This window comes from Fibrobacter sp. UBA4297, from assembly GCF_002394865.1.
GTDB lineage: Bacteria > Fibrobacterota > Fibrobacteria > Fibrobacterales > Fibrobacteraceae > Fibrobacter.
In genome coordinates this window covers 426-14,509 of record NZ_DGUZ01000003.1, presented here as the reverse complement: position 1 = coordinate 14,509, position 14,084 = coordinate 426, and the positions used below count along the sequence as shown (strand labels likewise).

The 14,084-nt window shown below is 48.4% G+C and carries 12 protein-coding genes and 4 tRNA genes; 7 read left to right on the top strand and 9 right to left on the bottom strand.

Annotated elements, in window-relative coordinates:
- Positions 1 to 266 precede the first annotated feature (266 nt).
- Positions 267 to 339 (bottom strand) — tRNA-Cys (locus B3A20_RS01715).
- A 133-nt stretch (positions 340 to 472) separates the two neighbouring features.
- On the opposite strand from B3A20_RS01715, the gene B3A20_RS01710 reads away from it, so the two are divergent.
- Both B3A20_RS01710 and B3A20_RS01705 read left to right on the top strand, forming a co-directional pair.
- On the top strand, positions 473 to 988 hold the full coding sequence (locus B3A20_RS01710) for a lysophospholipid acyltransferase family protein (protein ID WP_290761168.1): 516 nt from the start codon (positions 473 to 475) through the stop codon (positions 986 to 988).
- A gap of 11 nt (positions 989 to 999) precedes the next feature.
- A complete protein-coding gene (locus B3A20_RS01705) occupies positions 1,000 to 1,647 on the top strand; it encodes a 3'-5' exonuclease (protein ID WP_173562067.1) in 648 nt (215 codons plus the stop codon).
- A gap of 262 nt (positions 1,648 to 1,909) precedes the next feature.
- Here the strand turns inward: B3A20_RS01705 and rpmB are convergent, their stop codons facing one another.
- From rpmB to B3A20_RS01680, 5 genes are all read right to left on the bottom strand, one after another.
- On the bottom strand, positions 1,910 to 2,131 hold the full coding sequence (gene rpmB, locus B3A20_RS01700; protein ID WP_014546602.1) for a 50S ribosomal protein L28: 222 nt from the start codon (positions 2,129 to 2,131) through the stop codon (positions 1,910 to 1,912).
- Positions 2,132 to 2,197: 66 nt separating this feature from the next.
- The gene (gene ispH, locus B3A20_RS01695) at positions 2,198 to 3,130 is read right to left on the bottom strand and encodes a 4-hydroxy-3-methylbut-2-enyl diphosphate reductase (RefSeq protein ID WP_290761161.1); all 933 of its coding nucleotides are present in this window, start codon (positions 3,128 to 3,130) and stop codon (positions 2,198 to 2,200) included.
- A gap of 12 nt (positions 3,131 to 3,142) precedes the next feature.
- Entirely contained in the window at positions 3,143 to 4,321 is a 1,179-nt protein-coding gene (locus B3A20_RS01690; RefSeq protein WP_290761159.1) for a 3-deoxy-D-manno-octulosonic acid transferase, read from the bottom strand.
- The gene (locus B3A20_RS01685; RefSeq protein WP_290761156.1) at positions 4,314 to 4,925 is read right to left on the bottom strand and encodes a methyltransferase family protein; all 612 of its coding nucleotides are present in this window, start codon (positions 4,923 to 4,925) and stop codon (positions 4,314 to 4,316) included. Before B3A20_RS01685 ends, B3A20_RS01690 begins: the two co-directional genes overlap by 8 nt.
- A complete protein-coding gene (locus B3A20_RS01680) occupies positions 4,918 to 6,366 on the bottom strand; it encodes an ABC transporter ATP-binding protein (RefSeq protein ID WP_290761154.1) in 1,449 nt (482 codons plus the stop codon). Before B3A20_RS01680 ends, B3A20_RS01685 begins: the two co-directional genes overlap by 8 nt.
- Positions 6,367 to 6,559: 193 nt before the next feature.
- Here B3A20_RS01680 and B3A20_RS01675 point away from each other — a divergent pair.
- Together B3A20_RS01675 and B3A20_RS01670 are read left to right on the top strand one after the other, a co-directional pair.
- A tRNA-Glu gene (locus tag B3A20_RS01675) sits at positions 6,560 to 6,632 on the top strand.
- Between the two features lie 129 nt (positions 6,633 to 6,761).
- Positions 6,762 to 6,834 (top strand) — tRNA-Glu (locus B3A20_RS01670).
- Positions 6,835 to 7,758: 924 nt separating this feature from the next.
- Here the strand turns inward: B3A20_RS01670 and B3A20_RS01665 are convergent.
- Positions 7,759 to 7,843, bottom strand: a tRNA-Ser gene (locus B3A20_RS01665).
- Between the two features lie 309 nt (positions 7,844 to 8,152).
- Between B3A20_RS01665 and B3A20_RS01660 the strand changes: the two genes are divergently transcribed.
- The 3 genes from B3A20_RS01660 to B3A20_RS01650 all read left to right on the top strand — a co-directional run bounded on the left by B3A20_RS01660 (position 8,153) and on the right by B3A20_RS01650 (position 12,695).
- Positions 8,153 to 10,624 carry a DEAD/DEAH box helicase gene (locus B3A20_RS01660; protein WP_290761152.1) on the top strand — a complete coding sequence of 824 codons (2,472 nt, stop codon included), beginning with the start codon at positions 8,153 to 8,155 and terminating at the stop codon, positions 10,622 to 10,624.
- 148 nt (positions 10,625 to 10,772) lie between these two features.
- On the top strand, positions 10,773 to 11,621 hold the full coding sequence (locus B3A20_RS01655) for a hypothetical protein (protein ID WP_290761150.1): 849 nt from the start codon (positions 10,773 to 10,775) through the stop codon (positions 11,619 to 11,621).
- A complete protein-coding gene (locus tag B3A20_RS01650; protein ID WP_290761148.1) occupies positions 11,622 to 12,695 on the top strand; it encodes a radical SAM protein in 1,074 nt (357 codons plus the stop codon).
- A gap of 358 nt (positions 12,696 to 13,053) precedes the next feature.
- Here the strand turns inward: B3A20_RS01650 and B3A20_RS01645 are convergent, their stop codons facing one another.
- On the bottom strand, positions 13,054 to 13,455 hold the full coding sequence (locus tag B3A20_RS01645) for a hypothetical protein (protein ID WP_290761146.1): 402 nt from the start codon (positions 13,453 to 13,455) through the stop codon (positions 13,054 to 13,056).
- A gap of 440 nt (positions 13,456 to 13,895) precedes the next feature.
- Positions 13,896 to 14,084: hypothetical protein (locus tag B3A20_RS01640; protein ID WP_290761143.1), on the bottom strand; the 189-nt coding region annotated here is incomplete at its 5' end.

The window sequence follows — 14,084 nt, the reverse complement described above, 5'->3', positions numbered from 1 at the left end:
GCCCGCGTGGCCGCCCCCGCAAGAACCCACTCCCACCGCCAACAGTGGAGTAGGAAGTAGGCGGTAGGAAGTTGTGGCTTCGCTGATAGACGAGAAATTCGGCATAACCCTAGACACGTCATTCCCGGCACCGACCGGGAACCTCCCTAAAAATGAAAGCCGCTTAAAGCGGCTTTTTTCATGTCCAATCATCTTATAAAGCGGAACGGGACACAGTCCATATACAAAACAAAAAGACCTTCCGCTTTCACGAAAGGTCTTTTGAGAGGCAACGGGCGGACTCGAACCGCCGAATAAGAGTTTTGCAGACTCGCCCCTTACCAACTTGGGTACGTCGCCATAATTGCAGACGCAATATAAGTATTTATTTGACGTTGTACAAGGGTTAAAGGTAAAAAAAATCAAAAAATTTTAAAATTTTTCATTTACCCTCGTGCCATTACCTATTTTTTTGTCCGTGAAATCGACCTCCTTGAAGACAAAATTGCTCGCGACGCTCGGAGCCCTCTGGATGAGGAGCCTCCGCATCCGCCTGCGCGTGCCCGACGACTTTCGACCGGGAATCCTCGGACTTTGGCACAAGGACCTGCTCGCAAGCACTGCCGCTTTCAAGGATAAGAACGTGCACATCCTCGTCTCGGAATCAAACGACGGGGAATTTTTCGCCCAGGCAGCTAAGCAACTCCATTACGAAGTCACTCGCGGATCCGACACGCACGGCGCCACAAATGTCCGGCACCTGCTCAAGTCTCTCAAGAATGACCGCTTTGTCGGCATGGCGCTCGATGGCCCACACGGCCCCGCCCTCCAAGTAAAGCCGGGCTCGCTATGGCTCTCCAAGGCAAGCGGCCGACCCCTTTGGCTTTTTTGCATCAAGTATGGCAAGCATTTTCGCTTAAACGGATGGGATAATTTCATTATTCCACTCCCTTTGACAGCAATTGACATTGAAATTAAGTATCTTTTGCCCGAAAATAATTCAAAATAAGGAACACAGCCGTGATAGCATTACCACCAAAATTTGTCGCATTCGACTTAGAAACGACTGGTCTTGTCAACCGTAAAGACGAAATCATTGAAATTGGCGCCGTAAAGTTCACTGTAGAAGTGAAAAACGGACGCGTCGTACCGAAAATCATCTCGGAATTCGACACGCTCGTAAAGCCCAACATGCTCATTCCCGCCGAAGCCACAAACGTGAACCACATCACCGACAAGATGGTCGAAAACGCACCGGCTGTCGGCGAAGCGCTCAAGCAGTTCACGGCATTCTGCGGCCCAGGCTCCATCTTGCTCGCCCACAACGCAAACTTCGACGCAAGCTTCTTGCGCACCGCCTACGAGCAGAACCCGCAATTCACGCCAGGGAACCCCGTCGTCGACAGCCTCGCTATTTCCAAGACCATCATGCCGGAACTTGCGAACCACAAGCTCGGCTTCATGGCAAACATGTTCATGAAGCGCGGCGAAATTTCGATGACCATCGACGAAGAAAAGATGCACCGTTCCGTGTACGACTGCGAAATGCTCATGGAAGTGTTCGTCGCCCTCCTCCGCCGCCGCCTCAAGGAGAAGGAATGGGAAATGGGGAGCATTATGCAAGCCATGGCGAAGTACAAAGGCATCCCGCAGTTCATCCGCAAGTAGTCGGTAGACAGTAGGAAGTCGGAAGTAAAATTATCTTCGAATGACATACGCTTGTCATTCCCGGCTAGACCGGGAATCTCCTTTAAAAAAAGGAGAAGCCCTATCAAGTAGGGCTTGACAAAGAGAATTCGTCAACCCCGGTCTCAGCACTGGGGCTTTTTTTGTATTAAACGGCGATGTCGTGTAAAGCAACCCAAAATAAATACACAAAAGACCGCTATGCAGAGCATAGCGGTTTTTGCTAAACTTTTAATCTAAGAAATTAGATTCCGAGTTCCTGAGCAACAGCCTGGATGCCAAGCTTGTTGATCGTGCGGAGACCAGCAGCGCTAACGCGGAGCGTCACCCAGCGGTCTTCTTCAGGAATGTAGAAGCGCTTCTTCTGGAGGTTCGGAAGCTGCTTCATCAACTTCTTACGGTTAGAGTGGGAAACCATGTTGCCCACGAGACCGGCTTTGCCGGTAACTTCACAAATGCGGCTCATATTAAACTCCGTTGTTTTTACAGGCAGCAATTTTAGCTAAAAATTCTGGAACTGTCAAGGCTAAAGTTAATCTTGCAATGCTTTTGGCAAGTTAAACTTCGTATTTTCGACTAATTTTACAAGATTTTTCACTTCAATCGGGCCAAATTTTTCTTTCAGCCAGTCGACGACACCCTGAACCAGCACCTCCGGTGCACTGGCTCCGCTCGAAAGACCGACCGTTTCAATGTTTTCAAACCACGCCGGATCAAGGTCGTTCACGTCTGCAATCAAGTGGCTCGGGAGCCCCTGCTCAAGTCCAAGCTCCATCAAACGGGAGGAGTTCGAGGAATTCTTGGCCCCGACCACCAAAAGCATGTCAACTTCGGAGCAAAGTTCAAGGACTGCAGCCTGGCGGTTACCCGTCGCATAGCAGAGGTCTCCAGCATCCGGCCCGATGATTTTCGGGAATCGACGTTTAAGCGCCTCGATAATCTTGCGTGTTTCGGCCACAGAGAGCGTCGTTTGCGTGATGTAGGCTAGTTCCTTGTCAGCCGGCACCTCTACCGTTTCCGCGTCCTTTTCGTTGCGGATAAGCGTAATGGCGCCTTCCGGGAGCTGTCCAAGCGTGCCTTCCACTTCGGCATGGCCCGCATGGCCAATCAAGATGATATGGCGCCCCGCATTGTAATGGCGCTTGGCACTGAAATGCACCTTGAGCACCAGCGGGCAGCTCGCATCGAGCACCTGCAAATCGCGAGCTTTAGCTTCTTCGTAAATGCGTTCCGCAACACCATGTGCCGAGAAAATCACCACGGAACCTTCTGGAACCTGGGAAAGTTCATCGACAAAAACCACGCCCTTTTCCTTAAGCGTTTCTACAACAAACTTGTTATGAACAATTTCATGGCGCACATATATCGGCGTACCAAATTTTTGAATAGCCTTTTCAACGACATGAATGGCACGGTCCACACCGGCACAGAAACCACGGGGCGTAGCCAAAACGATTTTTTTCATAATTCACCTAATTTACTTTAACAAATTTTTCAAGAACTCCAGCAATTGCTGGTACGAATCGCTAATCTTTGCGCTTTCATGAGCAAGGAACGTCTGCACCAAACGGATATCAGGCTTATTGCGCCTTGAATATTCCTCCGCCGATTGCAGCTGGGCGATAACGCCTTCACGTACAAGTGTTGCAACCGCTTCTTTTTGTCCATCGGCATACGGCCCCACACAAGTGGAAACACCGCTCTGGAGCGGCTCCCAAAAATCATGGACACCAAGGCCACGCGCAAACGAACCACCGACAACAGCCGTTTTAGAAACCGCCAAAACTTCTTTTGTCTTGCCAAACTCATTCACAATCGAGACCGCCCCATTCTGCACCTGCGGCCAGTCAACCACGGAAACGCCCAGACCGACAAGTTCCTTGCGGAATTCATCCACTTCGGACAAACGGCGTGGCATCAGCACCACAGATTCCCCGCGCTTGATCGACGAAAGAACCATACGACCAAGGCTCGGCAACTCCTGGAGATGCATCGAGACAAACACAGTATCGACCGTCGGATTCTCAGGAGCAGAAACGGCCTTGTTCAAGCGCACCCATGGCAAAAGTTTCCAGTCGCCGCCAATCATCATTCGCGAATTACTCGCCCGCGCAGAAACGCTAAAAAAGCGTGACAAGTCCGACCCCGTCTGCATGCTCACAAAGCCAACTGCAGCATAGTCCATTCCAGGAACCGCATGATGGAACCGCCCAGAGACAAGCGCTACCGGCGGGCGCGTCGAAATGCGCAACATTGACGAGAGATAGCCCGGCCAAAGTTCATTTTCAGCCAAAATTAGCCCTAGCGGTTTCACGGCCGAAATAAAGGACTTCATCGTAGCAGGGGCATCCACAGGAGCAATGTGCGCGACCACATCCACGCCCGATTCCTTAATAAACGAAACGACCTCAACCTTCTGAGTCGTAATCAAAAGACGCGGGCAATTCGGCAAGTCCTCCTTGAGGCACTTCGCCAGATTCAAGAGCATTTTGCATTCGCCAAGACTCGCGCCATGCATCCAAAGGAACGGTCCCTTAGGCCACGGGCCGCGCAAACGGGCATTCACATGGTACTTATTTTCTATAACAGGCACCTTGGCTGCAGCTTTGGCTACAGATCCGAGAGCCTCACGCGCAATGTCAAACACCTTAAACATAGAAAACCGCCACTTTCCTTAGTATCAGCAATAAATTACAAAAGAAAAGCCACAGCCATGTCGAAGAATCCGCAAAAAACGCCCGCCAGAAGCTTCTTTGAGCGGGAACGTGCTTAGAATCACAAGCATTTTCGCAACTTCCGCCGAGACGCGGGAAAAACGCCGGAGTTTTGCACGCCCATGCGCGCCACACATCGCCGAATTTCCGCTCCAAAAAACGGTCTTCGATTCGCGAAAGCGCCACTTCAAACGCCACCACGACAAGCATAAACGCAACCACCCAAGGCGAAACGCCTAGATGAAAAAACGCAACCCCGAGCGCAAAACCCGTATTGGAAATATAGAGCGGATGCCGGACGCAAGCGTAAGGGCCACAAGTCACAAGCGAATCAGCCGCATGGACATGCCCACGAGTATGTTCACCGATAAAGCGCCGCGACTGCACCCGTAAAAAAGCACTTACAACATAAATCGGGATTGCTATTAGGAGACCGCTATAACCAACGCAAGGTGGGGTTATAACTAGGGTAACGGCAACAAGAGCCAAGATGTATCCGCGATAGCGATACAGGAATGCAGACAACCTGTTTTCCGCATCAGACATCGCCCATCTCCGCGACATTAAAACGTTGTTCTAACCCGTGCGAAAGGACATCGTGGCTCACGAGCACCACCCACTTGTGCAAGAGTTCCGCCGTATCAAGGAACGCCGTCAAAAGCAGTTCACGGTCCGCAAGCGCCACAGACGCAAACGGTTCATCAAGAAGCACCATCGAACTGTCCGAGGCAAGCGCCCACGCCAAGGCGACACGCGCGCGTTCGCCACCCGACATTCCCTCTTTGGCTATTATCTTGTCCACTCGTGCAGCACGAGCAAATTCAACAACAGCCGCAGAATCCGTTTGCGCAAGGAGTTTTTGCAACAAGTGAATCGGTGGCAATTCTAAATCTTGCGCTAAAAAAAACACGTTATTTTTCAGCGGGATTGAACTTGAAATTTGTCCATAATCCCATTCCTCAAGCCCAGCAATCAAGCGCAACAGCGTTGATTTACCGACACCGTTCCTGCCACGGACTAGCACCGGCTTTTTTGTACTCCAGCAAAGCGAAAAATTGCTAAAGAGTGTTTCGAACGCGCCTTCGTAAGCAAAGTCGCCATGGGCAATTTGCAAGTTGTCAAAATCCGGAGAACACGTTTTTTCAGCAGAGCTGGAATCCGATTTTTTCGAAGGCAACGATTCAAATTTTTCGAGGACACTAAGGGCGCTCAATGCCGACCGCGCTTGAGGCATCACGCGTGCGCATTCTTTCACGGGTTTATAACAAAGGAGAACAGCCGAGCAGTAAAGCACAAGTCCAGTCCCGTCCATCCACCCTTTCGAAATCAAAAGCGCACAGAACGCAAGCACAAAGACCATCGCAAGGACAGACACCGTTTCGGTAATCAACGAAAGCACGCCCTTGCGGAGCGAGACTTCAAGACCATCATCTCGAAGATTGCGGACCTGCGCCATCAAGTCATTCGAAATTTCACGGCGTTCAAAACGGGAACTCCAGCGACGAAAAAGCTTACGAGCAAGATAAAGCGAACCGCGAAAATCAGAGCGTTCCGTCAGGATGTATTCTTCGGCAGGTCCCATCTTATGCAAGCGGCGCTGCATCCAGCCCACAAGCGGCACGACAACCACAAACAAGAACAAAGTCAACGGCCACGAAATGCAAAACAGCACAGGCAAAAAGACCAAAAGCTGAAGAAGCGCCTGAACCGCCTGAAAAAACACGCCACCATTCGATTGCAAGACTATCACCGATTCGTATGCCGCCTCGACCTTCGATTCACCCTCCGGAGTATGGAACACCCGCGGCGAGAGCGAACGGAGCGTATGCAAGAACCACCCCATCACAAGGGAACCCGCGCCAAAAAGCCATTTTTCGGAAATGTTCATTTTCCAGGCGAAAAAAGCAAAACGGAGCGCCGTAAGGACAACCATCAGCACTAGCCACCCGGAGAGTGAGAAAATCGGTTTGCCTTGGAGAATATCCATGAATGAGCGAATGCCCCAAAGCAACGCTGCATCGGCGGCACTAGCAAGCAAAGCCACTGGCAAAAAGCGGAAAACGCCTCGCCAAAGTATCCTTTTTAGCCTTTTTTTCAGAATCACGAGAGAAAAAATAAAAAATTCAAACAAAGACCCTTGACAATTTTCTATAAACATCTATATTTGGCGCACACAAAACGCCCCTATCGTCTAGTGGCCCAGGACTCGGGATTTTCATTCCCGCAACAGCGGTTCGAAACCGCTTGGGGGTATAAAAAAGATCAACCGCAAGGTTGGTCTTTTTTTTACCGTAAGAAAGTGCCGCCCCCACCCCTAAAAAAAATTATTAATTCACCCTTGACATTATTCTATAAAATCCTATATTTGTCCTCACACAAAACGCCCCTATCGTCTAGTGGCCCAGGACTCGGGATTTTCATTCCCGCAACAGCGGTTCGAAACCGCTTGGGGGTATAAAAAAGATCAACCGCAAGGTTGGTCTTTTTTTTAACCGCATTAAAAGGTATAAAAAGGACTTGTCGAAGGACAAGTTCTTTTTTCAACCGCGTCAAAAGGTATAAAAAAGATCAACCGCAAGGTTGGTCTTTTTTTTCAACCGCATTAAAGGGTATAAAAAGGACTTGTCGAAGGACAAGTTCTTTTTTTCAACCGCGTCAAAAGGTATAAAAAAGATCAACCGCAAGGTTGGTCTTTTTTTTTCAACTGAAAAGTCGGTCTTTTTTTTCTACTGCAAAATGCCGCGCACCTTATAAACGGGAAGTCGCCCTCGAAAGGAGGGCGACAGTATTTTACGAGTTGGAATGAGAGACTTTTGAATAAACTCCAAATACACCAAAACCGTATTAACGGTTCCTTATTATGTACTGTCTATTGCTTTTATAAATTCTGTGGCATTTGCAATTCTGCAAACAAATCAAAGCTCCCCTCTGACACATTCACAAAAATAAATATAGCATAATTTTTTAGAAAAGAATACATTTTTATTACAAAAAATTATTTTTAGACTATAAAAATGCTCAAAAAAGCCAATTTTAGAGATTTTGTCGGATTTTAGGGGTGGAGAGAGTTTTTCCCTCACGTTCTCTCTCAATACGAGAGCATTCTCACTCACTCCAAGGAGAGAGAGGGATTGGACAAGACGTTCACTTCGTTTCAATTCCATTCCCCCTCTCTCAAGGAGAGAGAGGGATGGGACGGCTCAGTCACATTCTGTTCCTTCGCCGCCCTCCGGGTTACGGCCGGAGGCCGTAATCCTTGACCGCGCTGTGTTCGCTTCGCTCTCGCGCGGTCAATCGAACCCTCTGCGAGGGTTCTCATCCACCCATTATTTCACTTGAAACAAAAAGCGAAGCCTTTCGGCTTCGCTTTTTGTTTCAAAGGAGAGAGAGGGATTCGAACCCTCGGTCCTGTGACAGACTCCGGATTTCGAGACCGGCCCATTCGACCACTCTGGCATCTCTCCGAGGTTTGCATAATATAGTATAATTCATTTAAAATGTCTATAGCATTAAACCCATAATCAAATAATTACGGTTCCTCCCCGCAATAGCCATTCCGCTAGCTACTATTTTCTTATTTGCATCAGCAGACCTCTCAAGAACCTTTGATTTCATATCTTTATTTTCTACATTTGGCGCAAATTATTGGGGACCCAACAGACTTCAGGTTTATAAGTGCGAGTGCACTTCGGGGCTTATTGAATGCTCAATTCGAGCAATGTGATGACGCGGCATGCGCTGCAGATGAAGTTTACGGATCCCGAAGGTGACTTATGGCAGAAGATATTTCTTGCGGCCCGGAAATCGACGTTCCGGAAAATAACAACTCTAAAATGCAACTTGAAGCTGATGCGTTCTTGAACGCCATCGCAGGAGGCGCAGACGAAGACCTGGCTGATGAAGCAGCATTCTTTGCAGCAAATCCGGACGGCGTAGTCGTTGACGATAACGGCGAAGTTCTGGAATCCGGCGCAAACTCCAAGATTAAGAAGGGCGAAAAAGTCGAATTTATCGATGATGATGAAGCCGTAAGCGGCGATGAAAAGGAGATGCCCCCCCGGAATAAATCCGGGGTGACAGAAGCCGGGCATGACACAACCGCTGATGAAGCAACAGTCACTGCAGCTAGCTCTGCGACCTCGATTAACGAAACACCCTCTGAATCTGACGATAAAGAAATTTCTGACGAAGAAGATGTCGGCGATGAATCCTTAGTGACGTTCGACGATCTCGGTCTTTCTCCGGAAGTTCTTGAAGCGGTCAAGCTCGCTGGTTACGAAACGCCCTCGCCCATCCAGGCTAAGGCCATCCCGGCGCTTTTGCAGGGTGCAAACCTTCTCGGTACAGCGCAGACCGGTACAGGCAAGACGGCCGCATTCTCGCTCCCGCTCCTTTCGCGCATCAACTTCAACGGACGCGAAACATCCATGCTCGTGCTCACGCCGACACGCGAACTTGCGATCCAGGTTTCAGACGCCATCCAGCAATACGCAGTCAAGATGCCGAACGTGACTGTTGTTCCTGTCTATGGCGGTCAGGATATTGCCATCCAGTTGCGCGCCCTCAAGCGCAAGGCAAGCATCGTTGTTGCCACCCCGGGCCGTTTGATTGACCATATCAAGCGCGGTTCTATTTCGCTCGGAGCAGTCAAAGCCATCGTCCTCGACGAGGCGGATGAAATGCTCGACATGGGCTTCATGGAAGACGTGGAAACCATCCTCAAGGAAATCCCCGCCGACGCCCAGCGCGCCCTCTTTAGCGCGACCATGCCGGACAGCGTGAAAAAGATTATCGACCAACACCTGGGCGAATACGAAGAAGCACGCATCGAAGGCAAGACGACCACGGTCGAAAATATCTGCCAGCGCTACTTGCTCGTGAAAAACGAACACAAGATCGAAGCGCTCGCCCGCGTGCTTGAAGGTGAAGAATTTGACGGCGTACTCATTTTCGTGCGCACCAAGCAGAACACCACCGAAGTCGCAGAAAAGCTCGAAAGCCGCGGATTCAACGTGGCTCCGCTGAACGGCGACCTCGCCCAGTCCATGCGCGAACGCACCATCAACCGCCTCAAGATGGGCAAGCTCGATATCGTCGTCGCGACAGACGTCGCCGCCCGCGGTATTGACGTGGACCGCATTTCGCTTGTTGTGAACTACGACATTCCTTACGACACGGAATCTTACGTGCACCGCATTGGCCGTACGGGCCGTGCAGGCCGCAGCGGTAACGCCATCTTGTTCATCACACCGCGTGAAAAGCGCATGCTCAAGACCATCGAAAAGGCAACGCGCCAGCCGATTGACGTGATGGAAATGCCGACTTCCGAACAAATCAGCAAGAAGCGCGTCGATGCGTTCAAGGCAAAAGTCAAGAGCGTCGTAAGCTACGGAGAACTCGACCAGTTCAAGGAACTCGTCCGCGCTCTCGTTGCCGAAGGTTGCAACATGAAGGACGGCGTTGCGCTCGAAGATGGTTCCGTCAACGAAATGACAGCCGAAGACATTGCTGCCGCCGTCATCAAGATGTACCAGAAAAAACAGCCGCTTTTCCCGAACCTCCCGCCGCTCGAAGTGCCCAAAGAACGTCGTGAAAAAGCTCGCAGCGGCAGAGACTTCCTCGGCAATGGCGAAGATTTCGGCCTCAACAGCGAAGAACAGAAGCGCATACGTAAGGAACGCAAGGAAGGCCTGAACGGAGTCGAAGAAGGCTTCTTGCGCTACTATCTTGGCGTCGGCCGCATTGACCACGTTACCCCGCGCGACATCGTGGGTGCAATCGCTGGCGAAGCGAACATCAACAGCAGCAACATCGGCCGCATCAAGCTGTTCGACAAGTTCAGTACCGTTGAACTCCCGAACACGCTCCCGCAAGACGTTCTCGATATCTTGTCCGAAATGACCATCCGCGGCAACGACGCCCGCTTCCGCGTGATGACCGACGAACCGCCCGAGGGCCCCGCACCAGGAACAAGGCCGCACGCGAGCCGCGAAGAACGCCGCAGTTTCCATCGCGACCGCAAGGGAGGCTTCCACGACGATGAACGCCGTGGCGGATTCCGCAAAGACCGTGGTGAACGCAGCTTTGGCGACAAGCCTTTCGAGAACCGCAAGGCACGTCGCGAACGCCAATTCGCCGACCGCAAGCCGGGCAAGTTCGAAGACAAGCCCTTCCGCAAAGACCGCGACGAAAGGAGCTTCGGCGATAAGCCGTTCCGCAAGACACGCCGCTTCGGAAGAGTCTAAGCCAAATTAAAACAAACAACTTAACGGAATTCAAAACGAATTCCGTTTTTTTATTCTTAAAAACAAAGTTTGTAAAAAATATTTCACAATCCACTTTTTTCTCCACTGTTATATATACCTGATTATGTACAATCCCTAAGGAGAAAAAATGGCTACAACTAAAAAGAAAGTTCAAACAAAGGATATCATCAAAGATATCACGACAAATCTGAAAAAAGAAATTGTCGCTAGCCCGAAAGACGTGCTCAAAGCACTCGATCTTGACGATATCGTCGCCAAAGACGATAAGAAAAAAGATATTTCTATCGGCGACCTGTTGGAAGGCATTCCCGCAACAAAGCGCGCAGGCCTTTCTGCAGCACTCGCCGAATCATTGGTCAATAACGAAATTCTTCAACAAAACGTTCTTGTTGAAATTGGCAAACTTATACCGGGTAACTTTGAACCCGCAGAAGTTTTGAAACCCGTCATTCCGGCAGTAAAAGCAGACATAAAAGTAAGGCCCAAAATTCCCATCAAGCCAATTACAACAGTCGTCCCTGTTACCCCCATTATCCAAAGACCGCCCATTATTCCAAGGCCGCCTATCAATCCGAAACCGCCTATTATTCCAAGACCGACGGTTAAACCGATTCCGCCCGGCCCAGATCCAGTCAAGCCGCTCGTTAAGCCGGAATCGATTTCACGCATCAAACCAAAGGTCTTGATCAAGCCGAAGGTAGATATTCTCGTCAAGCCTGAAATCAAGCCAAAGGTAGATATCCTTGTCAAGCCGGAATCCATATCTCGCATTAAGCCGAAGATCATTCCGGAAATCAATGTAAGAGGCAATTTGGAACTTCAGCTTGAAGAGGTTCAGCGCATCCGCAAGGCGCTCCCCAAGAACGCCACCAAGGCCGAAAAGAAGGCTGCCGCCAATGCAGAAAAGCAGCTTAAGAACCTGATGAAGGCCGCCAAAAGAGCCGAACCCAAAGCAACAAAGAAAGCAAAAAAATAAATGAAGATTACTCCGTTAAAAAGCGGGGTATTCAGCTTCGTGACAACAGATGGGTGTACCGCAAGGTGCTCCCACTGTTTGATGAATTGTACCCCAAATAAAAAAAACAAGCTTCAATTTGAACAAATGCAGAAATGCATTGATCAAGTTGTAAAAGAATACGATGTCAAGATGATCGTATTTACGGGTGGCGAATCGACTTTGCTCGGTGAAGATCTATTCCGCACCATCCGCTATTGTACGCTAAACTTCCTAAAGACTAGGCTTGTCACGAACGCCTTCTGGGCAACCAGCTTAGAACGCGCACAACGCTATATTGAGAAATTCCGCAGTGTCGGGCTCACCGAAATCAATTTCAGCGTTGATGACTACCACGAGCCATTTGTCCCACTGGAAAACATCCGCAATGCTTGGCAAGCCTGCAAAGGCGCTGGTTTTGAATCCGTCATTCTGGCTAATAGCCATGGGAATAACGACAAAATCGTCCCAGCATACATCCAGGAATTTTTAGGCGAAAAAATCGAAGTTGCGGTCTCAAACGGACCTGAAGACAACGAGATAAAGGAGCCAGGAAAAGAAACCCTATATCAGATTTACGAAAACACACTACAAAAAAGCGGTCGTGCCGCATCGCTCAATAGCGAGAAATTCGACACAATCGAAAATCAGGAGAATTTGGCCTGCTGCTGCCCATGGGCGGTCAGCGACCCGGTTGTTTCACCGCTGGGACACGTATGGGCTTGTTGCGGCATTCCGTCGGACAACAACGCAATCTTGGATCTCGGAGATACAAATAAGGAGAAAATCAAGACAATCCTGAACAGAGCAAGCAAAGACGTTCTACTCAATGCAATCCATGAGTTGGGCCCTCTAAAGCTCTGTCAATTTGTCGAAGAGCATAGCAATATCAAATTCAACAAAAGCTTTTGCGGAGTCTGTGAAATCTGTAGCGCTCTAACAAACAACAAGAACGCGGTCAAGGTTTTACGGGACAACGAAAAAAGCATTGCAGCCATAATACGCGCAAAAGAAAGCATTGCTAAGCTTTCTGATGTCCTAGCTCAAAAACAGTAAGACATATTTTTCTTCCAAAATAAAAGAAGTCCGTCTCCAACACAGACGGACTTTCTTTTTATATGACATATTAGTTGCTAAGCGCCAAAAATAAAAAACGCGCAACTCAACATGAGCAAGAGCACGCCCCAGACCGTTTCGACAATCGGTGCAACTTTTTTAAATTCGATTTCTTTGTTTTCCATAATATTATCCTCTCACCCAAGGCAGTGCAACATCGCTCGCCTACGTTTAACAATGTATAATCATAAGCGACAAGAATAAACTACAAAACAGAAAGTTCCTTGGACAGTTTATCAATGTGGTAAATTGGAATATTCAAAGTCTAAATATTGCAGGTCCGCATAACGGCGCAGTTTTAATCCAAATCAAAAGCAAATCTATACCCGTAAGTCTTTAATTTTTTGATTATAGGGGCAATATCTTTCATTAACACATCTTTTTGAAAAGCTAAAATTATATTATTTGGACCATGAGCATTAGCAAGTAGTCTTAAAACTTTATCCTCTTTTTTACCTGGCATATTTCCAATTTGACGATCCACTTTCGAACGGATATCTTCTATAAATTTCCACAAATCAGCATCGTTGTTAAATGTATAGAAGTTATAGCCATCAAACCGGCTACCCTTATTGAAAAAAGTTTCATTCAAACTGACAACATAGGCGATGCCATCATCTTTACGGTAAAACGACAATAGCATATCAAGACCTTTATATTCTTCAACGCACTCTCTATCCTCAACATCTATCTCAGACATTTCAGAGAGCGATAACTTTTGACGGTTACGCAAGTACTTATATCTTAGACCTTTCATTCGCTGAATAACAAGGCCACACCACATATAATCGGTTCTAGGAATACTTAATTGAAAAACATCCTTATAATTAGTCCCAATCGCAATGTTAAGTACCGAATATCCACAAAACACCGTTAACGCGAAAGCGTTATAGAAAGCCCCATAAGAAAGGTTATCATCAACATGTAACTTGGCTGTACTAGCCTCAAAATCATACGATTGATTATTTTTTTAAATTTTTTCTAGATATGCGTTTATAACCCTTTTTAATTCGCTATCAAGATGAAGAATCAGCAAATCACCAATAACCAAAAAATCCGTCTTTGTTTTTCCGATAACTTTCCCATTTACGAAGTATTCATCGATGTTTACGTCAACGACGGGTTCGTCCGGACTCGGGGTCATAAACTCATTCTTGTCGCTGTCGCAGGCGGCAAGGAGGAAGAGGGAGTACGAACAAAGGTAGGAATAGAAGTTTGTTCAAGGTCATAAGGGAAAAGTACAAAAAAGCTATGAACAGAATAGCGCAAAAGATGAACAAATGCGGGACTGCCCGCCGTGAGGGGCAAAGGGGATTCCCGGTCGGTGCC